Below are 25511 nucleotides of genomic sequence, written 5' to 3' on the forward strand. Positions count from 1 at the left end.
GCGGCAGCACGGACGGGGGTGCGGTCTGGCGTCTGTGTCACTTGCTGTTCTCCTGCCCGTCGCTCACCACCTTCAGCGCAGCCTGTCCGCCGCCCTGGGCCGCCTGGCCCTGCCGGTTCGGCTGGCGCAGGATCTGGGCCAGCACCTCATCCTTGGGGCCGAAGGCCTGCATCCGGCCCTCCGCCATCATCAGCACGAGATCGACGCTGGCAAGCGCGCTCGGCCGGTGGGCCACGACGATGACGATGCCGCCACGCGCGCGGACACTGAGGATCGCTTCGGAAAGCGCCTGCTCGCCTTCGGCATCCAGGTTGGAATTCGGTTCATCGAGCACGACGAGGAAAGGCTCGCCATACAGCGCGCGGGCGAGCGCCACACGCTGGCGCTGGCCGGCGGAAAGCGCCGAGCCTCCTTCGCCGATCTCCGTCTCATAGCCGTTCGGCAGCTTCAGGATCAGATCGTTGACGCGCGCGGCCTTGGCAGCCGCGACGATGGACTCCGCCGAGGCGTTTTCGTCGAAGCGGCAGATGTTCTGCGCCACGGTGCCGGAGAACAGCTCCACGTCCTGCGGGAGGTAACCGATATGCCGGCCGAGCCGATCGCTGTCCCATTGGTCGAGCGCGGCGCCATCGAGGCGCACCGCGCCGCGGAAGCTCGGCCAGACGCCGATCAGCGCGCGCGCCAGCGAGGACTTGCCCGAGGCGCTGGGGCCGACCACGCCAAGCGCGCTGCCGGCGCGAACGGTGAAGGTCACGTCGGCAAAGGTGACACGCTGGACGCCGGGAGGGCCGCCGGCCAGGTTCTCCGCCGAAAGCCGCTCGCGCGGTGCAGGCAGCGCCAGGGGCTCGCTCGCCTCCGGCAGCACCTTCAGGAGATCGTTGAGCCGCGCCCAGCTCTGGCGCGCGGACACGAAGCCGCGCCAATTGGCGATGGCAAGTTCCACGGGTGCAAGCGCCCGCGCGGTCAGGATCGAGCCGGCAATGATGATGCCGGGCGAGGCCATGCCTTCGATGACGAGAACGGCACCGGTGGCAAGGACACCGGACTGCAAGGCCATGCGGAACACCTTGGAGAGCGAACCATAGCCATTCGAGACGTCCGAAGTCGTCTGGTTGAATTCCCGGTAGCGCGCATTGCGCACTTCCCACTGCTCGGACATCCGCCCGAGCATGCCCATGGACTGCATGACTTCGGCATTGCGCTGCGAGGCCTGGGCAAAGGCGTTGCGCATATTGCCGCTTTCCGACGCCCTCTTGGACGGGCCCTGCGTGCCGCGGTTGGTGAGAAAGGTCAGCACGACCAGGATCAGCGAGCCGCCGATCGCGACATAGCCGATCACGGGATGGAACAGGAAGCAGATGCCGATATAGAGCGGCAGCCAGGGGAGGTCGAAAAAGGCAGCCGGTCCCGTTCCGGACAGGAAGGAGCGGACCTGGTCGAAGTCCCGCAGCGGCTGCAGGCCGTCGCCATGGCTGCGCATCTTCAAGGGCGAGCGGACGATCGTGCGGTAGATGCGCCCGCTCATCGCCTCGTCCAGCGCGCCGCCGATGCGCACCAGCATACGCCCGCGCACCGTCTCGAACGCGCCCTGGAAGCAATAGAGCAGCAGGGCCAGTACGCAGAGCGCGATCAGCGTCGGGATGCTGCGGCTCGGCAGCACGCGGTCATAGACCTCGAGCATGAAGAAGGAGCCGGTGAGGTAGAGGATGTTCACGAGCGCGCTGGCGATCGCGACACCGATGAAGGCGCCCTTGCAACTGCGCAGCGCTTCTGCCGGCTCCGAACTCTTCGTCTGGCTGATCGTCATGATTCCTCGTGCCCCGGTAACCCCGTGTCGTCGGCTCTATACATCACCGATCGTTAAAAAGCTTCCCTAAAACGATGCTCATTTCCGGGAGGTCAAAGTCTCGATGGTCCGTGCGCTGCGTTGAGAAATGGTCTCGGTGCTCTGGTCTCATAAACGAAATCATGGCTTTTTTATCAGTCTTCTGGCTCATACAGGCAGGCTTGGGCGGATGATCTCGGCGAAAGCGGCCGCTTCGAAAGAAAGTGGCGACTTTCCTTCATGAATCTCCATATCGCCTGGGCACTGCGAATCGAAAGGGCGGCGGATGCGGCAGGTTTATGTGATCGGAATCGGAACAGGCGATCCGCGCCATCTCACGCTGGAAGCGGTCGACCATCTTGCCGGCGCCGATGTCGTCTTCATTCCCCGCAAGGGAGAGGAGAAGGAGATGCTGGCCGAGGTGCGGCGCGAGATGGTCCGGCATCACGGCCGGAAGGACCAGCGCATCGTCGAGTTCGACCTGCCGCGCCGTCGCAGCACGGGGATCGGCTATGAAGAGGGTGTCGCCGAATGGCATGCCGCAATCGCCGACCTTTATGCCGGCCTGTTGAGGGATCAGCTCGAAGAGAGCGAAGCGGCTGCCTTTCTCGTCTGGGGCGATCCGATGCTCTATGACAGCACCCTGAGGATCCTGGAGCGTGTGCGGGGGCTCGATGCGGTCTCCTTCGCGGTCACTGTCGTGCCCGGCATCACCAGCATCCAGGCGCTGGCCGCCACCCACGCCATTCCCCTCAACGCCATCGGCCAGCCAGTCACCATCACCACCGGTCGCCGCCTGACGGAGACTTTCCCGGACCCGGCCGGAACGGCGGTGGTCATGCTGGATGGCGAACAGGCCTTCCTGGCGCTCACCGATCCGGAGGTGACGATCTACTGGGGCGCCTATCTCGGCCTGCCGCAACAGGTCATCATCGCCGGCAAGCTCGGCCTCGTGCGCGAGGAGATCGCCGCACGGCGTGCCGCGTTGCGCGCCGACCATGGCTGGATCATGGATATCTACCTGCTTCGCCGAACCGATGCGGAGCGTGGCGACGAGGCCTGAATTTGCACGTTGGGCCCGCAATGGCGTAAGACCAGAAACGGTGACGGCACGAGGCCCTGATGCCGCCCGATCGAGACCCATGGACGCCACGATTCCACGCCCCCTTGCGCCGTCGCCTGTTTCCGCCCTTCGCCGCGGCGCATGCCCAAGCCTTGCCGCGCCCATGGCGACGGGCGACGGGCTGCTGGTGCGGTTGCGGCCGGTCGGCGGGGCCTTGTCGATGCGCGAGGTTCAGGCGCTTGCAAGCGCGGCTGCGCGTTACGGCAATGGTCGGCTGGACGTCACGGCACGGGGCAACCTTCAGGTTCGCGGGTTGCGCGACGAAACGGTCGCCCCTTTCGCCGCCGCTCTCGCCGAGGCAGGGACCGTCGTGGAAAGCGGGACGGCCGTCGAGGTCCCGCCGCTGGCGGGGCTCGATCGCACCGAATATGCCGATCCGCGCCCGCTGGCCGCGCAGCTGCGCGCGCTCGCGAAAGAGCATGTGCTCGCCCCGAAATTCACCGTGATCGTCGATGGCGGCGGGCAATTGTCCCTGGCCGGCCAATCGGCCGATCTCCGGTTCAATGCACTCGACCAGACACGCTGGCGTCTGGCCCTGGGTGGCTCAGTGATGCGTGCTGCCGAAGTCGCTACTGTTGAGGCCTCGGCGATTTCCGAAGCGGGACGTTTGATCTTCGCCGCGCTCGCGGCACGCGGTCCGTCCGCGCGCGGCCGGGATCTCGACCCCGGCCTGCTGCGTACCCTGTTGCTCGACAACGGTCTGGCCGAGGCGGGGCCGGTCCGGGCGGCGAAGGCTTTTGATCGGCTGGGAGAGGCGCACATTTCGTTGGCACCGATCGGACACCTCGATATCCCGGGCTGTCCGGTGCTTGGCGTCGCGCCGGCCTTCGGGCAGGTCCGCGCCGAGGGGCTCGAAACGCTTGCGGAGGCGGCGGAAGCGTGCGGTGCGGATGCGCTGCGCCCGGCGCCGGGGCGGGCTCTGCTCTTCACGGGAATGTCCAGCGATGCGATCACAGCGCTTGCCGAGCGTGCCGTCTCGCTCGGCTTCAGTGCTGATCCCGCCGATCCGGTGCATCGGATCGCGGCCTGTACCGGCCGGGTCGGCTGCGCATCGGGCGGTCTCGACACGCAGGGCGCCGCGCGGCGCCTGCTCGCGGCCGCGCCGTCGCTCTTCGACGGGTCGGTCGATCTCCATCTCTCGGGCTGCCAGAAGGGCTGCGCCCATCCTGCATCCGCCACGCTTGTCCTGGTCGCGACGCCTTCCGGCCCGGGTCTCGTCGTCGGTGGAACGGCCTCCAGCCTCCCGCTCGCCTATCAAGACGAGGCAGGGCTCGGCGCGGCGGCATCCGCGCTCGCCCGGCTGGTGGAGGTGGAGAAACAGGTTGGCGAATCGGTTGCGGCCTGCCTTAAACGGCTGGATCCGGCGCAGATCGCGGCCGTGTTTTCCAGAGGAGCGTCGGCGAGCGGCCCTCCGAGACAGGATTGAGAATGCCCGAGACGACTGAGCCCGGTTACGACTACATCAAGGATGGCGCCGCAATCTACGAGCGCTCCTTTGCCATCATCCGGGCCGAGGCGGATCTGTCGCGCTTTTCGGAGGACGAGGCCGATCTCGCGGTGCGCATGATCCATGCCTGCGGGCTTGTGGAGGCCGCGCGCGATTTCGTCTTCTCGCCGGGCTTCGTCGCGGCGGCGCGCGGGGCCCTTGCCAAGGGCGCACCCATTCTCTGCGATGCCTTCATGGTGGCGCAGGGGGTCACGCGGGCGCGGCTGCCGGCCGACAATCCGGTGCTCTGCACCCTGCGCGAGCCGGAGGTGGCGGCGCGTGCCGCCGAGATCGGCAACACGCGCACGGCGGCGGCGCTCACCCTCTGGGGCGACCGGCTGGAGGGCGCGGTCGTGGCGATCGGCAATGCGCCGACGGCCTTGTTCTTCCTGCTCGAAATGCTGCGCGACGGCGCGCCGAAGCCGGCGGCGATCCTCGGCATGCCGGTCGGCTTCGTCGGTGCGGCGGAATCGAAGGATGCATTGGCCGAACAGTCCTACGGCGTGCCCTTCGCCATCGTGCGCGGGCGTCTGGGCGGCAGCGCCATCACGGCCGCCGCGCTCAATTCTCTCGCGAGGCCGGGCCTGTGAGCGGGGTTCAGCCGGGAAAACTCTACGGTGTCGGCACGGGGCCGGGCGATCCGGAACTGCTGACGCTCAAAGCCCTGCGCATCCTGCGCGAGGCCGACGTGCTGGCCTATTTCGCCAAGGCCGGCCGCCGCGGCAATGGCCGGACGATCCTCGACCGTCTGGACGGGGAGGGCACACTCGCCACCTTCCTCGGCTCCGGCTCCGGCTCCGGCTCCGGTTCCGCCGATCCGCTTCGCGTCAAGGAGCGGCTGGAACTGCCGCTCTACTATCCGGTGACGACCGAGATCGACAAGGACCACGACGACTACAAGGGGCAGATCGGCGCCTTCTACGACGAGTCCGCCGCCCGCCTCGCCGCCCATCTCGACCGGGGCGCGACGATCGCGGTGCTGAGCGAAGGCGATCCGCTGTTCTACGGCTCCTACATGCATCTCCATGTGCGGCTGGCGCCGCGCTATGCGGCGGAAGTGGTGCCGGGCGTGACCGCCATGTCCGGCTGCTGGTCGCTTGCTGGATTGCCGATCGTGCAGGGGGATGATGTGCTGTCCGTCCTGCCCGGCACCATGGTCGAGGCGGAGCTCGCTCGCCGGCTGGCCGATACGGATGCGGCCGTGATCATGAAGGTCGGCCGCAACCTGCCGAAGATCCGCCGCGCGCTTGCCGCTGTCGGCAAGCTGGGCGAGGCGATCTATGTGGAGCGCGGCACCATGCAGAACGCCGCCACCCAGCCGCTGGCCGAAAAGGCCGATGATATCGCGCCCTATTTTTCGCTCGTCCTCATCCCCGGCTGGCGGCAGAAGCCCCTGCCGGCGCCGCTGATCGAGACGATGAGCCTTTCGGGAGCCCTCTCGTGAGCGGGGAGGGAGCCGGCCGGGTCACCGTCATCGGTACGGGGCCGGGCGATCCGCGGCAGATGACGCCGGAGGCTGGCGAGGCCGTGGCGCGGGCAACGCGGTTTTACGGCTATGGCCCCTATCTCGACCGGCTGACCCTGCGGCCCGACCAGTTGCGCATCGCCTCCGACAACCGCGAGGAGCTCGACCGCGCCAAGGCGGCGATCGAGGATGCGCTTCACGGCCATGAGGTCTGCGTCGTCTCCGGCGGCGATCCGGGGGTCTTTGCCATGGCGGCTGCCCTGTGCGAGGCGATCGACCATGGGCCGGAGGCCTGGAAGGGGGTCGGGTTCGAGGTCGTGCCGGGCGTCACCGCCATGCTCGCGGTCGCCGCGCGCATCGGCGCGCCACTCGGCCATGATTTCTGCGCGCTCTCGCTCTCCGACAATCTCAAGCCCTGGGCCGTGATCGAGCGGCGGCTTCGGCTTCTGGCCGAGGCGGGGCTCGTCATCGCCCTCTATAATCCGATCAGCCGCGCGCGGCCCTGGCAGCTTGGCGCGGCCTTCGAGGTGCTGCGCGCCGAGCTGGCGCCGTCCGTGCCGGTCATCTTCGGCCGTGCGGCCGGGCGGCCGGACGAGGCGATCCGCGTCGTGCCGCTCGGCGAGGCCGATCCGGCGCTGGCCGACATGGCGACCTGTGTCATCATCGGCTCGCCCGAAACCCGGCGCGTTGCCCGGCCGGGGCAGACGGATCTCGTCTACACGCCCCGCTTCTACGCAGGCCCGAGCACATGATCGGCAAAGGCCAGCACTTCGGCGATGCTCGACGCCTGGCGCAGCGCCGGCAGCGGCGGACGGCGGACCAGGATCACCGGCAGGCCCAGCCGCCGTGCGGCTGCGATCTTGCCATAGGTCGCCGCCCCGCCGCTGTTCTTGGCAACCACCACGTCGATGCCGTGGACGCGCAACAGCGCCTCTTCCTCCGCCTCGTCGAAGGGGCCGGTCGCAAGCAGGGTCTCGACGCGGGGCAGGGTCAGCGGCGGATCGACCGGGTCGACGCTGCGGATCAGATAGGCATGCTGGGGCGCGGCCTCGAAGGCGGCGGCCTCCTGCCGTCCGATCGCGAGAAAGACGCGCTTTCTCGCAGACCCGAGTGCCTCCACCGCCTGCACCACCATGTCTACCTCCTGCCACCGGTCGCCCGGCTGCGCCTGCCAGGCGGGGCGGGTCAGCTGGATTGCGGGCAGTCCGATCTCGGCCGCCGCCGTTGCCGCATGGGCGGAAATCCGCGCGGCGAAGGGATGGGTGGCAACGATCAGCAGCCGGATCCTGTTTTCCGCCAGGAAGCGTGCCAGTCCCTCCGCGCCGCCGAATCCGCCGATCCGGGTCGGCGTCGGCTGCGGCCGGGGCGATTGCGTACGGCCGGCGAGCGAGAGCAGCGGCGCACAGTCCGCACGTGCCGCAAGAGCCTCGGCAATTGCCCGGCTTTCCGTCGTGCCGCCCAGAATGAGCACCGGGTGTGGACCCATGTCTGATCGCTCCGCATCCTCTCCGCAGCCCTGGCTGACCGTGGTCGGGCTCGGGGAAAACGGTCTAGCGGGTCTCGGCGCGGAGGCCAAGCAGGCGATTGCCGCGGCCAGCGTCGTCTTTGGCGGCGCCCGCCACCTGACCTTGGCAGGTGATCTCATCACCGGCAGGGCCGAAGCCTGGCTCAGCCCCTTCGAGCGGTCCATGGAGGCGGTGGCGGCGCTGCGCGGCACGCCGGTGACCGTGCTTGCCTCGGGCGATCCGTTTCTCCATGGGGTCGGCGTCACGCTCACCCGACGCATCGACCCAGCCGAAATGCACGTGATTCCGGCGCCCTCCGCCTTCAGCCTGGCCGCGGCCCGGCTCGGCTGGGCGCTTCAGCATACGGTTTGCCTGTCGCTCCATGGCCATCCGGTCTCGCTCATCCGTCCCCATCTTCACCCCAGCACCCGCATCCTGGCGCTGACCTCCGATGAAACCGGCCCGGCCGCCCTTGCCGCACTTTTGACGGATACCGGCTTCGGCCACTCCCGTCTGACGGTAATGGAGGCGCTGGGCGGGGCGCGCGAAAGGATAACGCGGAGCGAAGCCCGCTCTTACTCTCTGCCCGACTGTGACCCCCTGAACCTCTGCGCGGTGGAGGTCGTGGCCGGGCAAGGGGCTGCGGTCCTCAGCCTGGCGCCTGGTCTCGACGATGGCCTGTTCGAGCATGACGGTCAGATCACCAAGCGCGAGGTGCGGGCGCTGACGCTGTCGGCGCTGCGACCGCGGCGCGGCGCACTGCTGATCGATATCGGCGCCGGGTCGGGTTCAGTCGCGATCGAGTGGATGCTCGCGGATGTCAGTCTCAAGGCCATCGCCGTCGAAGCGGTGCCGGAGCGTGCCTCCCGCATCCGCCGCAATGCGGAGCGGTTCGGCGTTCCTGCTCTCTGCGTGGTCGAGGGAACGGCGCCGGAAGCGCTGGCCGGGCTCCCCGCACCGGATACGATCTTTCTCGGCGGCGGCGGCAGCGAGCCGGGCGTGATGGACGCCGCGCTGGCACTTCTTTTGCCCGGCGGGCGGCTGGTTGCCAATGCGGTGACGCTGGAGATGGAGGCCGTGCTTCTCGCCCGCCATGCCGCCCTCGGCGGATCGCTCTTGCGCATCGATCTTGCCCGGGCTTCTCCCGTCGGCAGCATGACCGGTTGGCGGCCCGCCATGCCGGTCACCCAATGGATCTACGACAAGCCATTGCCAGAGGAGGCCAGCCACCCATGACCGTTCATTTCATCGGGGCTGGGCCGGGGGCCGCGGACCTCATCACCCTGCGTGGCCGCGATCTCATCGCCCGTTCGCCGGTCTGCCTCTATGCGGGCTCCATCGTCTCGCCGGACCTGCTCGCCTTCTGCCCGGAAGGCGCCCGCATCGTCGACACCGCACCCCTGTCGCTCGATGAGATCGAGGCGGAATATGTACGGGCCGAGGCCGAGGGCCAGGACGTGGCGCGGCTTCATTCCGGCGATCTTTCCGTCTGGAGTGCGGTGGCCGAGCAGATCCGCCGGCTGGAGGCCAGAGGCATTGCCTACACGCTGACCCCCGGCGTTCCGTCCTTCGCCGCTGCGGCGGCGGCGCTCCAGCGCGAACTTACCATTCCGGGCCTTGCCCAGAGTCTCGTGCTGACCCGCGTGTCGGGCCGTGCCTCGCCCATGCCGGCCGGGGAAACGCTGGCCGGGTTCGGCGCAACCGGTGCGACGCTGGCGATCCACCTCGCCATCCATGCGCTGCCGCAGGTGGTGGCGGAGCTGACGCCGCTTTATGGCGCAGACTGTCCGGTCGCCATCGTCGTCAAGGCAAGCTGGCCGGACGAGCGGGTGGTGCGCGGCACGCTGTCGAGCATCGAGGCGCAGGTGGCCGCCGAGCCGATCGAGCGCACGGCGCTCATTCTGGTCGGCCCGACGCTCGCCGCCGAAGGCTTCCGCGAAAGCGCCCTCTACGACGCCGCCTATCAGCGACGGTTCCGTGGCCGGGACGGGCTGTAGCACGACCCGCAACCGCCACCTCAGGTCGCGGCGTCCGGGTCGATATCGACATCCGCCTCGGCCGTATGGGCCTTGCGCGGCACCTCCGTCGAGCCCTCGGCCCGATCCCGGTAGAGCGCGGCCTGGCTGAGCAGGGTCAATGACACCGGCGTGGTCAGCACCACGAAAAGGATGATCAGCACTTCGTGCAGGATGAAGCGGCTCTGCAGCACCAGGAAGGTGAGCATGGAGGCGAGCGCGATCAGCACCACGCCGCCGCTGGTGGCGAGCGTCGGAGCGTGGATGCGTTCGTAGAAGCTGCGCAGGCGGATAAGCCCGAGCGCACCGACAAAGCTGATCAGCGCGCCGGCCAGAAGCAGGAGGCAGACCGGAACGGCTGCCCAGAGCGGCAGGTCGAGGATCGTGGTCATTCGATCACCTCGCCGCGCATCAGGAATTTGGCGAAGGCGATGGTGGAAACGAAGCCGAGCAGGCCGATGGTCAAGGCCGCCTCGAAATAGAGCGTGTTGGCCGTGCGGATCGCGAAGGTGATGAGCATCAGCATGCCGGTGATGTAGAGCGCATCGAGGCCGAGGATCCGGTCCTGCGCGCGCGGCCCGCGCACCATGCGCACCAGCGCGCAGAGCATGGCGGCGCCGATCAGGATCTGGGACAGGAGGATCGACCAGATGATGAAGAGCTCGGTCATTCGAAGATCTCCTTCAGGAGCCGCTCATAGCGGTCGGTCACGATCGATTGCCAATCCTTGCCGTCGCGCGTGTCGAGCACATGCATGAGCAGGAGGTGGGTGCGCCTATCATACTCGATCCAGGCCGTGCCCGGCGCGGTGGTGAGGAAGATGGAGAGGAGCGCGATGGCATTCTCGTCTTCAAGCGTCAGCCGCAGCGTGACGAAGCTCGGCTCGGTGATCGGCTTGCGTCGGCTGACGAGCGTACGGAACACGGTGACGTTCGACTGCGCGATATCGACGAGCAGCGTGCCGAACAGCCGGAAGGCAGCGCCGATCCGGCGCAGGCGCGACTTGTGCGGCGTCAGGTTGGTCATCGCCCAGGCAAGCGAGATTGCAAGGACGCTGCCCAGCACGATCGCGCCGGGCGAGACCGACTGGTTGACCAGCAGCCAGAAGGCGAGCAGCGACAGCGAGAGAAGCGGGAAGGGGAACCAGTAGCGCATCACGACCCTCCGTCGGGCAGGGTCGCCGGTTCCAGCACCCGTTCGATATAGCCTTGAGGCACATCGATCGCCCGGGCGGTAGCGGTCAGATAGCGCAGCACCGGCCCGGCCTCGAGCGTCAGGAACAGGCAGGCCGTGAGCAGCACCAGGACGGGTGTGATCTCGATCAGCCGCACCCGGGGGATCGTGCCTTCGATCGAGGTCCAGAAGGTGCGGATGCCGACCCGGGTCATGGCGATGAGGGTCGCAAGGCCGGAGAGGATGATCAGCGCGGTGAAGCCATAGTCCTGCCCGGCCAGCACCGGCCGGCTCGTGTCGTCGCCGGTAAACAGGCCATGCAGCAGCGCGAATTTGGCAAGGAAGCCCGACAGCGGCGGCAGGCCGGCCATCAGCATGGCACAGGCGACGAAGCAGAGGCCGAGCACGGCCAGCGTCCCCGGAACGGCGGTGGAGATTTCCTGCTCCAGCTGGTCCTCGTCGATCTCGCCATAGGCTTCCATCGTTACGGCCAGAACGTCCGCGCCGGCATCGCGCGCCCGCTCGACCAGCTCGATCAGCAGGAAGAAGGCAGAAATGCCGAGGGTGGAGGAGAGGAGATAGAAGAGCATGCCCGGCAGCACGGCGGATTCGCCAAGCCCGATCGCCGCCATCAGCGAGCCGGAGGAGACGAGCACGTAATAGCCGGCAAGCCGGCCCATCGCCTGGGAGGCGAGCACGCCGATCGTTCCGAAGGTGATGGTCGCAAAGCCGCCATAAAGCAGCACGTCTTGGCCGAAGCCCTGCGAGGCGCCGGCGGCATTGCCGAACAGCAGCACCGAGAGGCGGAGCAGAATATAGACGCCGACCTTCGTCAGGATAGCGAAGATGGCGGCCACGGGCGGTACGGCCGCCGAATAGGCGGCCGGCAGCCAGAAGCCGAGCGGCCACATGCCGGCCTTGACCAGGAAGGCGACGCCGAGCACGGCAGCGCCGGTCTGCATCAGCATGCGGTTTTCGGCACTCAGGTCAGGAATGCGCAGCGCGAGATCCGCCATGTTCAGCGTTCCCGCCGCGCCATAGATCAACGAGACGCCGATGAGGAAGAGCGAGGAGGCCGCAAGGTTGACGGCGATATAGTGCAGCCCTGCCTTTACGCGCGCCGGGCCCGAGCCATGCAGCAGAAGGCCATAGGAGGCGGCGAGCATGATCTCGAAGAAGACGAAGAGGTTGAACAGATCGCCTGTCAGAAAGGCGCCGTTGACCCCGACCAGCATGAACTGGAACAGCGAATGGAAGTGGAACCCTGCCTTGTGCCAGCGCGCCATGGAAAACATCTGGGCTGCGAGCGCCATCAGCGTCGTCAGCGCGATCATGACCGCCGAAAGCCGGTCGAGAACGAGAACGATGCCATAGGGGGCCGGCCAGTTGCCGAGGCGGTAGACGAGTGTGCTGCCGTCGACCGCCGTGGCCGCAATCGTCATCAGCGTGATGGCGATGAGAAACAGGATCAGGCTGGAGACGAAGGCGATGGTGCCCTTCATCATCCGGTTCCGGTCGTTGAGCGGAATGAGAACCGCAGCCGTGATGAACGGCAGCAGGATCGGCGCGATAATCAGATGGCTCGCCCAGCTCATCGCCCCTCCCGCCCGTCGACATGGTCGTTGCCGGTCAGGCCGCGCGAGGCAAGCAGCACGACGAGGAAGAGCGCCGTCATGGCGAAGCCGATGACGATCGCGGTCAGGACTAGCGCCTGGGGCAGCGGGTCCGTATGCGTCAGAAGCCCGCCGGCCCCGCCCTTTTCCAGAACCGGCGCCGCATCGACACGCAGCCGCCCCATGCTGAAGATGAAGAGATTGACCGCGTAGGAAAGCAGCGCCAGGCCGATGACGACCTGGTAGGTGCGCGGGCGGAAGAGCAGCCAGACGCCCGAAGCGGTCAGAACGCCGATCCCGGCGGAAAGAACGAGTTCCATCAGCGGAGCTCCTTGGCCAGGCGCGCGCTGCGCATGCTGGCGCGCGAGGTGCGCACCGATTGGTGGGCGAGCGCGATCAGGATCAGCACGGTCGCGCCGAGCACGAGCGAGAAGACGCCGAGATCGAAGAGAATGGCGCTTGCGAGCGGAATTTTCCCGACGATCGGCAGGTCCGCATAGTGCGAGTGCGAGGTGAGGAAGGGATAGCCGAACGCCCAGGAGCCGAGGCCCGTGGCGGTGGAGACCAGGAGGCCGATGCTCATCCAGCGCAGGGGATGGATGCGCAGCCGCTCCTCCACCCAGCGCGTGCCGCCCGCCATATATTGAAGGATGAAGCCGATCGACATGGCGATCCCGGCCGCGAAGCCGCCTCCCGGCAGGTCATGGCCGCGGAAGAACAGGAAGGCGGCGAACATGCCGATGACCGGGAACATCCAGCGCATGACCACGCTCGGGACGAACAGATACTCCGCAACGCTCTCGCCGCTTGCCCGGTCGGGATGCTTGTCGTCGAAGGCATTCTGGATGCGCTGCTGCTCCGGCGCGTCGAGACTTTCCTCGGCGGGGCGGAAGCGCAGGAGCAGGGCGAAGACAGTGAGCGCGACGATGGCCAGCACGGCGATCTCGCCGAACGTGTCGAAGCCGCGGAAATCGACGAGCGTCACATTGACCACATTCGTGCCGCCGCCCTCCGAATAGGCCCGCTCCAGGAAGAAGCTGGAGATGGTCTCCGGCAGCGGCCGGGTCATCACCGTGTAGGAAATCAGCATCATGCCGAGACCGGCGATGACGGCAACGCCGAGATCGCGCAGGCGGCGCAGCCGCACGGCGAAGGTCATGTCGGCCGGCTCATCGGTTTCGAACCGTTTCGGCAGCCAGCGAAGCCCGAGCAGGATGAGCACGGTGGTGACGATTTCGACCAGGAGCTGCGTGACGGCAAGATCGGGCGCGGAAAGCCAGATGAAGGTGATGCAGGTGACGAGCCCGGCACCGCCGAGCAGGATGAGCGCCGCCAGCCGGTGGAACTTCGCCTGGTAGGCCGCGCCGATGGCGCAGGCGATGCCGATCGCCCAGATCAGCGCGAAACCGGGGTCGATGTTGCGCACCACGAAGGGGGCGGGCGTGAAGCCCTGCATCAGGAGCGGCGTCGCGCCGGCAGCCACGGACACGAAGAGCAAGACGCGCAGTTGCGGCTGCAGCCGGCGCGTGCCGGCATGGGATTCGATCCAGCGCGCCCATTTCCAGGAAACGGTGACGAGCACGCGCTCGAAGATGCGCTGCCCTTTCAGCCGGCGGAAATAGGGCGGGCCCTCGACGCTGGTCTTCAGATAGCCGCGCATGAGGATGTAGAGCCCGATGCCGCCGATAAGCGCGAAGATGCTCATGAACAGCGGCAGGTTCCAGCCGTGCCAGACCGACAGGCTATAGGGCGGCGTCTGGGCACCGAGGACCGAGATGACCGCCGTGTGAAGGAAGGGCCCGACCGTCAGCCCCGGGATGACGCCGACCAGAAGGCAGGCGAAAACCAGGAATTCGACCGGCGCGCGCATGAAATGCGGCGGCTCGTGCGGGCTCTTCGGCAGATCCGTCGCTTCCGGCCCGAAGAAGACCGCATAGATGAAGCGCAGCGAATAGGTGACCGAGAACAGGCTGGCGAGCGTCGCCACATAAGGGGTGATCGTGTCGAGCAGATTGACCTGATGGGTCTCGATCGCCTCGGCGAAGAACATTTCCTTGGACAGGAAGCCGTTGAGCAGCGGTACGCCGGCCATGGCGGCACTCGCCACCATGGCGAGCGTGGCGGTGATCGGCATGTGTTTGAGCAAGCCGCTTAGCCGCCGCATGTCGCGCGTTCCGGTCTCGTGGTCGATAATGCCGGCCGCCATGAACAGCGAGGCCTTGAAGGTCGCGTGGTTGAGCGTGTGGAAGATGGCGGCAACGGCGGCGAGCGGGCTGCCGAGGCTGAGCAGCGTGACGATGAGGCCGAGATGGCTGATGGTCGAATAGGCGAGAAGGCCTTTGAGGTCCTGCTGGAAGATGGCGAAGAAGGCGCCGAGCAGCAACGTGCTGAGCCCCGCAAGTCCTACGATCCAGAACCAGGATTCCGTGCCCGCCATCACCGGCCAGAACCGGGTCAGAAGGAAGATGCCGGCTTTGACCAGCGTGGCGGAATGAAGGAAGGCCGAAACCGGGGTCGGCGCCGCCATGGCTTGTGGCAGCCAGAAGTGGAAGGGGAACTGCGCGCTCTTGGTCAGCGCTCCGAGCAGGATCAGCACGAGGATCGGCAGGTAGAGCGGATGGGTGCGGATCGTATCGCCGGAGGCCAGCACCACGTCGAGGTCGTAGCTGCCGACGACATGGCCGATCAGCATGAGCCCGACCAGAAGGCAGAGGCCGCCCGTGCCGGTGATGGTCAGCGCCATGCGCGCGCCTTCGCGTGCGGCGGCGTTCTGGTGCCAGTAGCCGATCAGCAGGAAGGAAACGATGCTGGTCAGCTCCCAGAAGATGGCGAGCAGGATCAGGTTTCCGGAAACGACCAGGCCAAGCATGGCGCCCATGAAGGCCAGGAACAGCGAGAAGAAACGCGGAACGGGGTCGCTTGCCGACATGTAGTAGCGGGCATAGACGACGACGAGCAGGGCGATGGCGCTGATCAGGCCGCTGAAGAGCCAGGCAAACCCATCCATGCGGAAGGTCAGGTTCAGTCCCGCTTCCGGCATCCAGGCCAGCTCGACCTTGAGCACTCGCCCTTCGATGACGAAGACGTAGAGCGCGGCGGTGATCGCCAGGCAGAGAAAGGCGACGATGCCTGCAAACCAGGCCGAGGCATTGCCCTTCTCTCTCGGAATGAAGATGGCGACGAGGCTTCCCGCAAAGGGTGCGAGCACGAGAAGCACGAGAAGGGTCTGCGCGATGTCGATCGGTCTGGATCCTGCTGTTCAATCGGGTCTGGTCCTGCCCGGTAGAGGCAGGGAGGGGGAGGCTCTGCTGCGCAGGGTGGATCCACCCCGGTCGAGGGCGCCTGTTGTGGTTTATGAAGGCTTTCGAGGCACCTGCCAACCCGCAAAGCCCCATATAGACGCCATGTTTCTTAGATCCAGTCTCACATTCGACGTGACTGAAACAAAGACGGGTCTTGACCAAGGTTCGGACATGTTTCGATACGCATCGGGCGCGCGCGGCCGCTGTGTTTTTGTTGGACGGCGCAGTATGGTCGCCTCATGGACCCGATGCCGCACATCCTCGTCGTCGACGACGATCCTGAAATCCGCCGCCTGCTCGGCAAATATCTCGATGGGCAGGGATTTCGCGTCAGCCTGGCCGGAAGCCGGGCGGAGTGCGAAACGCGCCTTGCCGACTCGCGGGTCGATCTTCTCGTGCTCGATGTCATGCTGCCGGACGGGTCCGGCCTCGATCTCTGCCGGACCCTGCGCGACCGAATGCCCCAGCTGTCCGTCATCCTGCTGACGGCGCTGAAGGAGGATGTGGACCGGATCCTGGGCCTGGAATTTGGCGCGGACGATTATCTCGGCAAGCCGTTCAACCCACGTGAGCTTGCGGCCCGCATTCGCGCCGTGCTGCGCCGCGGGCGCAGCGAGCCGCAGCCCACAGCGGATCGCCGCTATGCCTTCGCAGGCTATGTCGCCGACATCGAAACCCGGACCGTGGCGGCCCCGGATGGTCGCCTCGTCGATCTGACGGGCGGAGAGTTCGAGCTGCTTCTCGTCCTGCTGCAGCGCCCCGGCCGCATTCTCTCGCGCGAGGCCTTGCTCGACCTCACCCAAGGCCGCTCGGCCGACCCCTTTGATCGCTCGATCGACATTCTGGTCAGCCGCCTGCGCCGCAAGCTCGGCGATGACAGCGCCTTCAACATCCTGAAGACGATCCGCAACAAGGGTTACCAGCTGTCCGTTCCGGTCGAGCGGGGCGCCTGACATGCCGATGCTGTCGCTGCGTACCCGCTTTACCGCCCTGCTGGTCGCGGCCGTGTTGTTCGTGATGGTGGTCGCCGCCTTCGTCACCGCGTCGATTCTGGCCAAGCCGCCGGAGGCGCTCTTCGATTTGGCGACGGCGGAAAAGGCGGAGATGGCGCGCATCCTGCTGGACGCAGATCCGACGGCCGCCACGAGGCTTGCCATCCCCGTCCGCGCCGCCCCGCCTTCCGGCCAGCAAGACCGCGAACTGACCGAGCGCGTTCAGCGCCAGGCCAAGGCCCGGGGCTATTCGGTCGATCTTCTGATCGCGCGCAGCGGTCATACGCTCGGCCGCGACCTGGCGATCCGGCTGAAGGACGGGCGCTGGGCCCTGCTTGGCAATCCCGGCCGCGCGGCCTTTCCGCTCAAGCCGCTCACCGCCTATCTGACGCTGGTCGCGCTCGGCGTTGTCGGTGTTGCGGTCTATGCCAGTGCGGTCATGCTGCGCCCGCTCCGCCTGCTGGAGGAGACGACGGCCGCCATCAGCGCCGATGGCAAGATCCCGAAGATCCGCGAGACCGGTCCGATCGAGCTGAGGACCACGGCGCGCACCATCAATCGTCTGGCCGCCCGGCTCAATGCCGCAATCTCCAGCCGCATGCGGCTGGTGGCGGCGGCAGGCCACGATATGCGCACACCGCTGACGCGCATGCGGCTGCGGGCGGAATTCGTGTCCGATCCCGAGGAACGGGCGCTCTGGCTCAAGGATCTGGAGGAACTCGACCAGATCGCCGACAGCGCCATCCGGCTTTTGCGGGAGGAGGTGGGGCCGAGCCTGAGCGAGGCGATCGCGCTCGATCCGCTGCTGAAGGACCTCGTCCATGAGCTCGTGGAGATCGGCCTGCCGGTGCGCCTTGGCCAAATCGAGGCGGTTCGGCTGCTGGCGGCGCCCTTTGCCCTCAAACGGGCGCTGCGCAATCTGATCGTCAACGCGGCCACCCATGGCGGCGAAGCGGAGGTCTCGCTTCTCACGGATGGCGACGAGGCGGTGCTGTCGATCGCCGATCAGGGGCCGGGCATTCCGGAGCATCTGCTCGGCCGCGTCTTTGAACCGTTTTTCCGCGTCGATGGGGCACGGCGCAAGCTCCTGCCGGGAGCCGGCCTCGGCCTCGCGATTGCGCGCGAGATCATCGACAACCAGTTCGGCCGGGTCTCGATTGCCAATCGACCCGGCGGCGGCCTGCAGCAGACCGTGCGCCTGCGCCGGATCGTGCAGGCTGCCTGACGCCTGTCCGCCGAAGCGCTGCAGCGTCGAATGCGACACAAACCGAAGCGTCGCGTATCGCCCTCGCATCATCCAAAATACCTCGCACCAGACCAAGGCCGCCCATTCCCTTCGGAAACCCATCGCCCTTGCGATCGAACTCCTCTAAGAGGGGCCCGCCGCGCAAACCCTGCGGTAGAAAAGGCTGGAGGACTGAGCGTGAGCGACCGGATCATTCTAACCGCGGGGCCGTTCCGCTTCGAGGCACGGCTCGAAACGCAGGCCGCCCCGAAGACAGTCGCTGCGATCCGGCGGATCCTGCCCTACCGCCAGAAGATCATTCATGTGCGCTGGAGCGGAGAGGGGCTGTGGATCCCGCTCGGTGAGGAGGATTTCGGGGTCGGCTACGAGAATGCGACGAGCTTTCCGGCGCCCGGGCAAATGTTGCTGCATCCCGGCAGCGTCAGCGAAACGGAGATGCTGCTTGCCTATGGCGGCGTGCATTTTGCGTCCAAGGTCGGACAACTGGCCGGCAACCATTTCCTGACCATCACCTCGAACCTCGAGGACCTGCCGAAGCTCGGCAGGATGACCCTGTGGGAAGGCGCGCAGCCGATTCTGCTTTCGGCAGAGTAGGCGCCGTTCATTCCGAATAGAATCACGACATGAAAAAGCGCCGGTCTGCACAGGCAGCCGGCGCTTCGTTCTTTGTCGGCGCGAGGCGCGCTTACTTGCTGGCAACCTCGACAGAGGAGCCGCCGCCGATGGCGACGTTGAGCGCGACATAGTTGGCAGCCAGGCTGCGGATCGCCGCGGCCAGCTGGATGCGCGAGGAGGAAAGTGTGCGTTCGGCGTCGAGCACGTCGAGCAGCGAGGTCGCGCCGCCGCGATAGCTTTCGCGGGCGAGGCCCAGGGCCTGCTCGTAGGATGCAACGACGCGGCGCAGGGCGGCGACGGTCTCGTAGTTCTTGCGCAGGGCAATCAGCGCGTTCTCGACGTCCTCGACGGCGTCGAGCACCGTCTGCTTCCAGGTCAGGTACTGCTGCTGGGCGGCAGAGCGGTTGATGTCCACCTGGGCGCGGCGTGCGCCGCCGTTGAAGATCGGGATATCGAGCGCCGGACCGAAGCCCCAGCTGGTCAGGTTGCCGGTTGCCGCTTCGCCGAAGGTGCGCGATGCGCTGATCGACCCGCTGAGCGACAGGCTCGGATAAAGCTGCGCCTCGGCCACGCCGATCTGGGCGGTGGCAGCGGCAAGCCGGCGCTCGGCGGCGCGAATGTCCGGACGGTTGCGCACGAGGTCGGCCGGAATGCCGATCTTGGTGTCGTATCGCGGCCAGGGCTGCGAGGCACCGCGCGTCAGCTCCGCGGTGATCGAGTTGGCCGGCAGGCCCAGCAGCGTGGCGATGTGGTTGGCCGCCTGGCGGAAGCCGGTTTCGTAAGCCGGAAGTTCAGCAAGTGTCGAATTGACGAGACCTTCGGCCTGGACGACGTCGAGGCTGGAGGCGGCGCCTGCGGCGCGGATGTCGTTGGTCAGCTTCAGGGTTTCGCGGCGCGAGGACAGGCTGAGCTTGGCCAGCGCCAGCGCCTCCTGGTTATAGCGGGCATCGACATAGGAGGTCACGAGGTCCGAGAGAAAGACCAGGCGGGCGACATTGATGTCGTTATAGGCGGCATCGAGCGAGGCGTTCGCCGATTCGCGGGCACGGCGGTACTGGCCGAACAGGTCGAGCAGCCAGGAGGCATCGGCGCCGGCGGAGAGCGACTTGGTCTCCGAATGGCTGACGCCGGACTGGCGGCGCAGGTAGGATCCGTCGGAGCCTTGCGCATTGGCGCTGCCCGAACCGTTGATCTGCGGCAGGCCGCCGGCGCCGGCAAGAATGACATTGGCGCGCGCTTCGTTGATTCGCTCGAGCGACTGCAGCACGTCCAGGTTCTGGTTCATGCCCTGGGCGACAAGGCTGTCGAGCCGCTTGTCGCGGAAGGCCTGCCACCAGGGATTGAGCGTGACATCGCCAGCTGGCTTTTCCGCCTTGGAGAACTTGGCCGGTACCATCGGCGGTGGTGTCTGATAGTTCGGTCCGACGACGCAACCAGACAAGAGAAGCATACTCAAAGGCAGGAGCGCGTTCGCGATCTTCATGACAGTCCCCATCCAACCGTGCCACCCGGTCGGTAACAAGTGATTCACCATGCCGTCTTATCAGGTTCGTGTCGCTAAGCGAGCCTTGGATGAAAGAAATGAGGGCCATCCGCAACATGACGTGGAGAGTGTTTCCTCTCTGCCACGGTTGACTAGCCTAAGACCCTAAGAAAACCCCTCAAATCTTTGTTAAAAATTAACTTAAGCCTGCTTGCGAATCAGGTTCTGTCGCAGGTCAGGCGGATCGTGCATGCTCGGTCTGGGCGTAGGCGAGAAAAGCGTCCGCGCTCATCGGCTCGGCAAGCGCATAGCCCTGCAGCGCGTCGCAGCCGAGCGTGCGCAACAGCTGCACATGGGCCGGCGTTTCGACGCCTTCGGCGATCACCTCGATACCGAGCGACTTGCCGATGTCGACGATCGAAGAAACGAGGCGGCGCTGGCGGGGGGATTCGAGCATTGGTGTCACCAATTTCCGGTCGATCTTCAGTCGACGCGGCGTCAGCTTCAGGAGGCTGGTGATCGAAGCATAGCCGCTGCCGAAATCGTCGATCTCGATATCGATCCCCAGCTCCTTGATCGCGAGCACATTGTCGAAGAGCAGCCGGTCGTCCTCGTCGAAGAAGATCGATTCCAGCAATTCGAAGGACAGCCGCCCTTTCGGAATGGAGAGTGCCGAAAGCCGGTCTTTGAGCTGCTCGTCGCCGAGGCGGGCACGGGAGATGTTGACGGAAATCTTCGGAACATGCAGCCCGGCGGCATCCCAGAGCCTTGCCTGGGTGAGCGTCTGTTCCAGGATGCGCTGGTCGATCCGCGCGACGACATTGATGCTTTCCGCCGTCTTCAGGAAGGATTGCGGGGTCAGCAGGCCGCGGGTCGGATGCTTCCACCGGGCGAGGGCCTCGACGCCGGTCAGGGCAAGGGTCTGCGGGCAGAATTGCGGCTGGTAGTAGGCGATGAAGTCGTCGTTCTCCAGCCCGCGGAGAATATCGTCGGCGGTGCGTCGCGTGGTAAGAGCGGCGGTCTTCAGCGTCGGGCTGAAGGTTTCCGCCCGGCTCCGCCCGCGCCGCTTGGCCTCGTAAAGGGCAAGATCGGCCTCGACCAGCAACTGGTCCAGCGGCTGCCCCTGCTGATGATGGGCAAGGCCGATCGATACGGCAAGGCGGATCTCCTGCCCTTCGAAGACCATCGGCTCGCTCATGGCGGACAGTATTTCGGCCGCCAGCGCTTCGCTGTCTTTCGCATCGGCGCCGCGCCGCAGGATGAGGAATTCGTCGCCCCCGATCCGCCCCACCGTGTCGTGCGGCCCGGCGAGCCGGTCGAGGATGCGGGCCGTGTGGCAGAGTACGGCATCGCCTGCGGCATGGCCGCCCGTGTCGTTGATCTCCTTGAACCGGTCGAGGTCGATGTGAAGCAGCGTCAGCGGCGCGCCCTCGGCCGGCATCTGCGCCAGCGCCTGATCAAGCGCCCGCCGATTGGCAAGGCCCGTCAGGGAATCATGCAGGGCATTGTATTCCATCTGCCGGCGGGCGCGCTCGATCTCCTCGCTCTGCGCCACGGCCCGGCGTCGCGCCGCATCCAGCCGCTCGTTCTTTTCCGTTTCGGCAGTCACGTCCCAGTTGACGCCGACCATGACGCGGCGGCCTGCACTCGGATCGAGCGTTCCCACGGCACGGATATGGCGGGTTCCACCATCGTCCAGGCGGATACGGAAGCGGGCCTGGAAGGTGGTGTTGGTCTCCAGCGCATCGGTCAAAGCCGCCAGCGTGGCCGGCGCATCCTCGGGATGCAGTGCCGTCTCCCAGCCGCCGCGCGAGGGCTGGAAGCTCTTCTGCTTGCCGTAGAGCTCGTACATCTTCTCGTCCCACAGCACGCTGCCGCGATCGACATCGAGCTCCCAGATGCCGGTCTGCGAGCTGGCGAGCGCCAGGCCGAGGCGGTGGGACAGCGCCTGGAGCCTTGCCTGGCTGACGCTGAGCACTGCGAGCGTGGTCTGTCGGTTCTGCAGAAGCAGGCTTGTGACGAAGGTGGGGACGATGACCAGAAGACCGGCGAGCCCCAGCAGCATCCGCACGATCGGCTGGTTGGGCGGCGCGGTTTCCCAGCCGGAGGCTGGCGTCGCGCGGATCGTCCAATTGCCGCCCGGAAGATCGATGGTCATGGCCACCGGATCCCGCTTCAGCAGCGCCGGCTCGCCGAAGAAGGTATCGGCGGGATCACCGTTGCGGCCGGAGATGGCGATTTCGATCGCGTCAGCGCTGAGCAGCCCGGCATCGCGATAGATTGCCTCGATATCGAGGACGCCGGAGAGGATGCCGGTCACCGCACGGTTGCCGGCTGCATCTTCGGCGAAGATCGGATAGCGGGCGACCAGACCGATGCCGCCCTGCTTGAGGGGCAGGGGGCCGGCAACGACCAGCCGCTTCTCGTCGCGCACCCGCATGGCGGCGGCGCTCTGCTTGGGATCGGTGCGGTAGTCGAGCCCGAGCGCCGCCGTGTTGCCCGCCTGCGGAAACACCTCGGAGACGACGAATCCCGGCGCATAGGCGAGCGAACGCAGATGGGCGCCATCCCGAAAGACCGATTCCGCGAGGCGGGCGAAATGGTCGGGCTTGGCTTCCGGTTCGGCGCTGACGGCGGCGGCGATGCCGCGCAGGAGCTGGATGTCGGTGTTGATGGCGATCTCGAGCGCGGAGCGGATCGGTTCAAGATCGGCAGCAACGGCAGCACGCAGCTGGCTGCGGAACAGCGCGTGGTTCTGCCGGTCTGCCAGGACCGCGGCCGCGATGACGATGAGCAACACGAGAAGGGTCGGCAAAAACGCCGCCGCGAGCCCGCGGGGCGTTGGTTCTCCCTCACCCTTTTGTGCGGAACCCTTGTCCATTCTTATCCCGTCCGCGTCAAAATGTTCGCGGATCCTGACAAAGGGATCTTAAGATTTCCTCTTGCGCGGCTACTCAATCCACCGGTTCGGGGCTGGAGATCATCGAAACGAGCGTTTCCAGCCGGTCGGCCTCGCGCGGGATCTTGTCCTGGCGAAGCCGGGCAATGCGGGGAAAGCGCATGGCGACGCCGGACTTGTGGCGGGTTGAAAAGGCAATGCCCTCGAAGGCGACCTCGACGACGAAGCCATGCTCCGCCTCTGCCCGGACCGCGCGCACCGGGCCGAAGCGTTCGGTCGTGTTGTTGCGGACATAGCGGTCCAGCACTTCCAGCTCGGCATCGGTAAAGCCGAAATAGGCCTTGCCGACCGGAACCAGCATCTCGCCCTTCTCGCCCTCGGTCCAAACGCCAAAGGTGAAGTCCGAATAATAGCTCGACCGTTTGCCGTGGCCGCGCTGGGCATACATCAGAACCGCATCGATATTGTAAGGCTCGCGCTTCCACTTGAACCACGGCCCCTTCATGCGCCCGGCCGTATAGGCGCTGTCGCGGCGCTTGAGCATGATGCCCTCGATCACCGGATCGGGCGGGCTGGCGCGCAGCCGGTCGAGCTCGTCCCAGGAGGTGAAGGGCACGAGCGGCGACAGATCGAAATGGCGGGGCGAAGTGGTTTCGATCAGTCGTGTCAGAGCGGCGCGGCGGGTGTCGAAGGGTTCGGGCCGCATGTCGCGGTCGCCCTCGAACAGCAGGTCGTAGCCGCGCACGAAGGCCGGATACTCCTCGATCGTCTTGCGCGTCACCGCCTTGCGGTTCAGCCGCTGCTGCAGGTCGGAGAAGGTGCGCGTCACCTGGTTCGATCGCAAGGTGCCGCCGACCAGCAGCTCGCCATCGATGACACCCTCGAAATCGATCGCTTCCAGAACATCGGGAAAGGCGCCGGAAATGTCGTCGCCGCTGCGGGAGTAGAGCCGGCGGGTGCCGGCGAGATTGGCCAGCTGTACGCGGATGCCGTCCCACTTCCATTCCGCGACGAAATCAGCGGGGTCAAGGCCGTCGAGATCCTTGTCGCCGACGGGTGTGGCAAGCATGACGGAGTGGAAGACGGCGGGCATGGTCAGCGCTGGCCGCCCGGTATGTCCCTCCAGCCAGGCAAAGAGTTCGACATAGGGTGGCAACATGCCATGCCAGAGCGTCTCGATCTCCGCCACGTCGACGCCGCCGAGCTCGGCCAGCGCCTGCTTGACGAGGCGGGCCGAAACGCCGATGCGCATCGAGCCGGTGATGAGCTTGAGGAACGCGAAGCGCGAGGAGCCGTCGAGCCGGTCGAGCAGGCCGCGCACCAGGCTGCGCACGTCGGCGCGCCCGACCGACTGAAGCTGCTTGACGATCGTGCCGAGCGAGAGATCGCCGAGCGCGGCATCGTCCGGCTCCGTGCCCTCCCAGACGAGCGAGATGGTTTCGGCGAGATCGCCGACATAGTCATAGGAATATTGGAAGAGAACCGGGTCCATCCGCTCCAGCATCAACTGGCGTAGCAGGTTCGGCTTGACGGTCGACAGGCTCAGGCCACCGGCCAGCGCCGCCAGCGCATAGCCGCGGTCCGGGTCCGGCGTGGTGCGGAAATAGTCCGTCAGCAGGCGGATCTTGGCATTGCGCTGCGGGGTCAGAACGAGGCGGTCGATAAGCTCGGCAAAGGCGTGCATGGCTCACTCCCCCTCGTCATCATAACCGACGAGGTGCAGGGGCTTGGCGCGGATCCCCTCCAGTTCGCACCAGCGCACCAGCGCCTCTTCCCGTCCATGCGTCACCCAGACTTCGCCGGGGCGGATTTCGCGGATCGTGTCCGTCAGCTCCGCCCAGTCGCAATGGTCGGAGATGATCATCGGCAGCTCGACGCCGCGCTGGCGGGCGCGCTGGCGCACCAGCATCCAGCCGGAGGCAAAGATCGAGACCGGATCCGGGAAGCGTCGCGCCCATTTGTCGGCAAAGGCAGAGGGCGGGCCGATGACCACCGCGCCGGCGAAGGCCGCCTTCTCGCCGGCCTTGATCGTCGCCGGCCGGAGCTCGCCGAGCGCGATCCCTTGCGACACATAGTAGTCGCAGAGCTTGGCGAGCGCGCCATGAATGTAGATCGGCTCGTGATAGCTCGCCTCGCGCAGAAGCGCGATCACCCGTTGCGCCTTGCCCAGGGCATAGGCGCCGACGAGGTGGGCGCGCTCGGGAAACTGGCGCAGCGAGGTGAGCAGCTTGGCCACTTCGTCGCGGTCGTCGGGATGGTGGAAGACCGGTAGGCCGAAGGTCGCCTCGGTGATGAAGACATCGCAGGGCACCGGCTCGAACGGCAGGCAGGTGAGGTCGCGCCGGCGCTTGTAATCGCCTGATACCACGATGCGCGTGCCGCCGGCCTCGACCGCGATCTGCGCCGAGCCCAAGCAATGGCCGGCCGGGTGGAAGCTGACCCGCACAGGGCCGATCGCCGTCGTCGCGCCCAACTCCGCCGCCTCGGCGCTGCCGCAGAAGTCCGCGCCGTAGCGGATGGCCATGATGTCGAGCGTCTGGCGTGTCGCCATGACATGAGCATGGCCGGAGCGCGCATGGTCGGCATGGCCGTGGGTGATCAGCGCCCGCTCGACCGGCTGCACCGGATCGACATAGAAGCCGCCGGCTTCGCAGAACAGGCCCTTGGGCGTCGGATAAAGCAGCGTGTCCGGTCTCATGCAACGAGACATAGCCGATGCAGGCCGGCGCGCCAGAGCGGCCCGCCGGATTCTTTCGCTCGGTCCGCGCT

22 protein-coding genes are annotated in these 25511 nt (G+C 66.7%); 10 read left to right on the top strand and 12 right to left on the bottom strand.

What is annotated here, in order from left to right:
* Nucleotides 1-37: 37 nt before the first annotated feature.
* Nucleotides 38-1807: a type I secretion system permease/ATPase gene (locus U8330_RS01920; protein WP_323103471.1), complete on the bottom strand. Its 1770-nt coding sequence runs from the start codon at nucleotides 1805-1807 to the stop codon at nucleotides 38-40.
* Nucleotides 1808-2111: 304 nt separating this feature from the next.
* On the opposite strand from U8330_RS01920, the gene cobF reads away from it, so the two are divergent.
* The 5 genes from cobF (at nucleotide 2112) to U8330_RS01945 (ending at nucleotide 6651) form a co-directional block, all read left to right on the top strand.
* Nucleotides 2112-2888 carry a precorrin-6A synthase (deacetylating) gene (cobF, locus tag U8330_RS01925; RefSeq protein ID WP_323103472.1) on the top strand — a complete coding sequence of 259 codons (777 nt, stop codon included), beginning with the start codon at nucleotides 2112-2114 and terminating at the stop codon, nucleotides 2886-2888.
* A 79-nt stretch (nucleotides 2889-2967) separates the two neighbouring features.
* On the top strand, nucleotides 2968-4374 hold the full coding sequence (cobG, locus tag U8330_RS01930) for a precorrin-3B synthase (protein ID WP_323103473.1): 1407 nt from the start codon (nucleotides 2968-2970) through the stop codon (nucleotides 4372-4374).
* A gap of 2 nt (nucleotides 4375-4376) precedes the next feature.
* The gene (locus U8330_RS01935; protein WP_323103475.1) at nucleotides 4377-5024 is read left to right on the top strand and encodes a precorrin-8X methylmutase; all 648 of its coding nucleotides are present in this window, start codon (nucleotides 4377-4379) and stop codon (nucleotides 5022-5024) included.
* A complete protein-coding gene (locus U8330_RS01940) occupies nucleotides 5021-5878 on the top strand; it encodes a precorrin-2 C(20)-methyltransferase (protein WP_323103476.1) in 858 nt (285 codons plus the stop codon). Before U8330_RS01935 ends, U8330_RS01940 begins: the two co-directional genes overlap by 4 nt.
* The gene (locus U8330_RS01945; RefSeq protein WP_323103477.1) at nucleotides 5875-6651 is read left to right on the top strand and encodes a precorrin-3B C(17)-methyltransferase; all 777 of its coding nucleotides are present in this window, start codon (nucleotides 5875-5877) and stop codon (nucleotides 6649-6651) included. The genes U8330_RS01940 and U8330_RS01945 overlap by 4 nt, the downstream gene beginning before the upstream one ends.
* On the opposite strand, the gene U8330_RS01950 is transcribed toward U8330_RS01945, so the two are convergent.
* Nucleotides 6630-7385 (bottom strand): cobalt-precorrin-6A reductase, encoded by a 756-nt coding sequence (locus U8330_RS01950; RefSeq protein WP_323103479.1) that lies wholly within the window; start codon nucleotides 7383-7385, stop codon nucleotides 6630-6632. The genes U8330_RS01945 and U8330_RS01950 overlap by 22 nt on opposite strands.
* Here U8330_RS01950 and cbiE point away from each other — a divergent pair.
* Nucleotides 7384-8640, top strand: coding sequence for a precorrin-6y C5,15-methyltransferase (decarboxylating) subunit CbiE (gene cbiE / locus U8330_RS01955; protein WP_323103480.1), 1257 nt, complete (start codon nucleotides 7384-7386; stop codon nucleotides 8638-8640). The two genes, U8330_RS01950 and cbiE, sit on opposite strands and share 2 nt — an antisense overlap.
* Complete coding sequence (gene cobM, locus U8330_RS01960; RefSeq protein WP_323103482.1) at nucleotides 8637-9401, top strand: precorrin-4 C(11)-methyltransferase; 765 nt, start codon at nucleotides 8637-8639, stop codon at nucleotides 9399-9401. Before cbiE ends, cobM begins: the two co-directional genes overlap by 4 nt.
* Nucleotides 9402-9421: 20 nt before the next feature.
* Here the strand turns inward: cobM and mnhG are convergent, their stop codons facing one another.
* The 6 genes from mnhG to U8330_RS01990 are packed head-to-tail and all read right to left on the bottom strand — an operon-like array spanning nucleotide 9422 to nucleotide 15446.
* Complete coding sequence (mnhG, locus tag U8330_RS01965) at nucleotides 9422-9811, bottom strand: monovalent cation/H(+) antiporter subunit G (RefSeq protein WP_323103483.1); 390 nt, start codon at nucleotides 9809-9811, stop codon at nucleotides 9422-9424.
* Nucleotides 9808-10089: a K+/H+ antiporter subunit F gene (locus U8330_RS01970; RefSeq protein ID WP_323103484.1), complete on the bottom strand. Its 282-nt coding sequence runs from the start codon at nucleotides 10087-10089 to the stop codon at nucleotides 9808-9810. Before U8330_RS01970 ends, mnhG begins: the two co-directional genes overlap by 4 nt.
* Nucleotides 10086-10574 carry a Na+/H+ antiporter subunit E gene (locus U8330_RS01975; protein WP_323103485.1) on the bottom strand — a complete coding sequence of 163 codons (489 nt, stop codon included), beginning with the start codon at nucleotides 10572-10574 and terminating at the stop codon, nucleotides 10086-10088. The genes U8330_RS01970 and U8330_RS01975 overlap by 4 nt, the downstream gene beginning before the upstream one ends.
* Nucleotides 10574-12187, bottom strand: a complete 1614-nt coding sequence (locus tag U8330_RS01980) for a monovalent cation/H+ antiporter subunit D (RefSeq protein ID WP_323103487.1) — start codon at nucleotides 12185-12187, stop codon at nucleotides 10574-10576. Before U8330_RS01980 ends, U8330_RS01975 begins: the two co-directional genes overlap by 1 nt.
* A complete protein-coding gene (locus U8330_RS01985) occupies nucleotides 12184-12525 on the bottom strand; it encodes a Na+/H+ antiporter subunit C (RefSeq protein ID WP_323103488.1) in 342 nt (113 codons plus the stop codon). Before U8330_RS01985 ends, U8330_RS01980 begins: the two co-directional genes overlap by 4 nt.
* On the bottom strand, nucleotides 12525-15446 hold the full coding sequence (locus tag U8330_RS01990; protein ID WP_323107093.1) for a monovalent cation/H+ antiporter subunit A: 2922 nt from the start codon (nucleotides 15444-15446) through the stop codon (nucleotides 12525-12527). The genes U8330_RS01985 and U8330_RS01990 overlap by 1 nt, the downstream gene beginning before the upstream one ends.
* A gap of 300 nt (nucleotides 15447-15746) precedes the next feature.
* Between U8330_RS01990 and U8330_RS01995 the strand changes: the two genes are divergently transcribed.
* The 3 genes from U8330_RS01995 (at nucleotide 15747) to U8330_RS02005 (ending at nucleotide 18339) form a co-directional block, all read left to right on the top strand.
* Nucleotides 15747-16460 carry a response regulator transcription factor gene (locus U8330_RS01995; RefSeq protein WP_323103489.1) on the top strand — a complete coding sequence of 238 codons (714 nt, stop codon included), beginning with the start codon at nucleotides 15747-15749 and terminating at the stop codon, nucleotides 16458-16460.
* 1 nt (nucleotide 16461) lies between these two features.
* Nucleotides 16462-17724 carry an ATP-binding protein gene (locus U8330_RS02000; protein WP_323103490.1) on the top strand — a complete coding sequence of 421 codons (1263 nt, stop codon included), beginning with the start codon at nucleotides 16462-16464 and terminating at the stop codon, nucleotides 17722-17724.
* 198 nt (nucleotides 17725-17922) lie between these two features.
* Nucleotides 17923-18339, top strand: a complete 417-nt coding sequence (locus U8330_RS02005) for a DUF3830 family protein (RefSeq protein WP_323103491.1) — start codon at nucleotides 17923-17925, stop codon at nucleotides 18337-18339.
* 91 nt (nucleotides 18340-18430) lie between these two features.
* Here U8330_RS02005 and U8330_RS02010 read toward each other — a convergent pair whose 3' ends face one another.
* The 4 genes from U8330_RS02010 to U8330_RS02025 all read right to left on the bottom strand — a co-directional run bounded on the left by U8330_RS02010 (nucleotide 18431) and on the right by U8330_RS02025 (nucleotide 25440).
* On the bottom strand, nucleotides 18431-19843 hold the full coding sequence (locus U8330_RS02010; RefSeq protein WP_323103492.1) for an efflux transporter outer membrane subunit: 1413 nt from the start codon (nucleotides 19841-19843) through the stop codon (nucleotides 18431-18433).
* A gap of 235 nt (nucleotides 19844-20078) precedes the next feature.
* Nucleotides 20079-22724 (bottom strand): EAL domain-containing protein, encoded by a 2646-nt coding sequence (locus U8330_RS02015; protein ID WP_416236798.1) that lies wholly within the window; start codon nucleotides 22722-22724, stop codon nucleotides 20079-20081.
* Between the two features lie 73 nt (nucleotides 22725-22797).
* On the bottom strand, nucleotides 22798-24426 hold the full coding sequence (locus U8330_RS02020; protein WP_323103494.1) for a cisplatin damage response ATP-dependent DNA ligase: 1629 nt from the start codon (nucleotides 24424-24426) through the stop codon (nucleotides 22798-22800).
* Between the two features lie 3 nt (nucleotides 24427-24429).
* Nucleotides 24430-25440: a ligase-associated DNA damage response exonuclease gene (locus U8330_RS02025; RefSeq protein ID WP_323103495.1), complete on the bottom strand. Its 1011-nt coding sequence runs from the start codon at nucleotides 25438-25440 to the stop codon at nucleotides 24430-24432.
* Nucleotides 25441-25511: the final 71 nt, after the last annotated feature.

Source organism: Rhizobium sp. CC-YZS058, assembly GCF_034720595.1.
In the GTDB taxonomy this organism is placed as follows: Bacteria; Pseudomonadota; Alphaproteobacteria; order Rhizobiales; family Rhizobiaceae; genus Ferranicluibacter.

Excerpts from the sequence above, each read along its gene's own strand:
- U8330_RS01920 (WP_323103471.1), bottom strand. The coding sequence starts at position 1,807 with ATGACGATCAGCCAGACGAAGAGTTCGGAGCCGGCAGAAGCGCTGCGC.
- U8330_RS01950 (WP_323103479.1), bottom strand. The coding sequence starts at position 7,385 with ATGGGTCCACACCCGGTGCTCATTCTGGGCGGCACGACGGAAAGCCGG.
- U8330_RS01975 (WP_323103485.1), bottom strand. The coding sequence starts at position 10,574 with ATGCGCTACTGGTTCCCCTTCCCGCTTCTCTCGCTGTCGCTGCTCGCC.
- U8330_RS01985 (WP_323103488.1), bottom strand. The coding sequence starts at position 12,525 with ATGGAACTCGTTCTTTCCGCCGGGATCGGCGTTCTGACCGCTTCGGGC.
- U8330_RS02025 (WP_323103495.1), bottom strand. The coding sequence starts at position 25,440 with ATGAGACCGGACACGCTGCTTTATCCGACGCCCAAGGGCCTGTTCTGC.
- U8330_RS02010 (WP_323103492.1), bottom strand. The coding sequence starts at position 19,843 with ATGAAGATCGCGAACGCGCTCCTGCCTTTGAGTATGCTTCTCTTGTCT.
- U8330_RS02015 (WP_416236798.1), bottom strand. The coding sequence starts at position 22,724 with ATGGACAAGGGTTCCGCACAAAAGGGTGAGGGAGAACCAACGCCCCGC.
- U8330_RS01995 (WP_323103489.1), top strand. The coding sequence starts at position 15,747 with ATGGACCCGATGCCGCACATCCTCGTCGTCGACGACGATCCTGAAATC.
- cobF (WP_323103472.1), top strand. The coding sequence starts at position 2,112 with ATGCGGCAGGTTTATGTGATCGGAATCGGAACAGGCGATCCGCGCCAT.
- U8330_RS01970 (WP_323103484.1), bottom strand. The coding sequence starts at position 10,089 with ATGACCGAGCTCTTCATCATCTGGTCGATCCTCCTGTCCCAGATCCTG.
- U8330_RS02020 (WP_323103494.1), bottom strand. The coding sequence starts at position 24,426 with ATGCACGCCTTTGCCGAGCTTATCGACCGCCTCGTTCTGACCCCGCAG.
- cobG (WP_323103473.1), top strand. The coding sequence starts at position 2,968 with ATGGACGCCACGATTCCACGCCCCCTTGCGCCGTCGCCTGTTTCCGCC.
- U8330_RS02000 (WP_323103490.1), top strand. The coding sequence starts at position 16,462 with ATGCCGATGCTGTCGCTGCGTACCCGCTTTACCGCCCTGCTGGTCGCG.
- U8330_RS01980 (WP_323103487.1), bottom strand. The coding sequence starts at position 12,187 with ATGAGCTGGGCGAGCCATCTGATTATCGCGCCGATCCTGCTGCCGTTC.
- cobM (WP_323103482.1), top strand. The coding sequence starts at position 8,637 with ATGACCGTTCATTTCATCGGGGCTGGGCCGGGGGCCGCGGACCTCATC.
- U8330_RS01935 (WP_323103475.1), top strand. The coding sequence starts at position 4,377 with ATGCCCGAGACGACTGAGCCCGGTTACGACTACATCAAGGATGGCGCC.
- cbiE (WP_323103480.1), top strand. The coding sequence starts at position 7,384 with ATGTCTGATCGCTCCGCATCCTCTCCGCAGCCCTGGCTGACCGTGGTC.
- mnhG (WP_323103483.1), bottom strand. The coding sequence starts at position 9,811 with ATGACCACGATCCTCGACCTGCCGCTCTGGGCAGCCGTTCCGGTCTGC.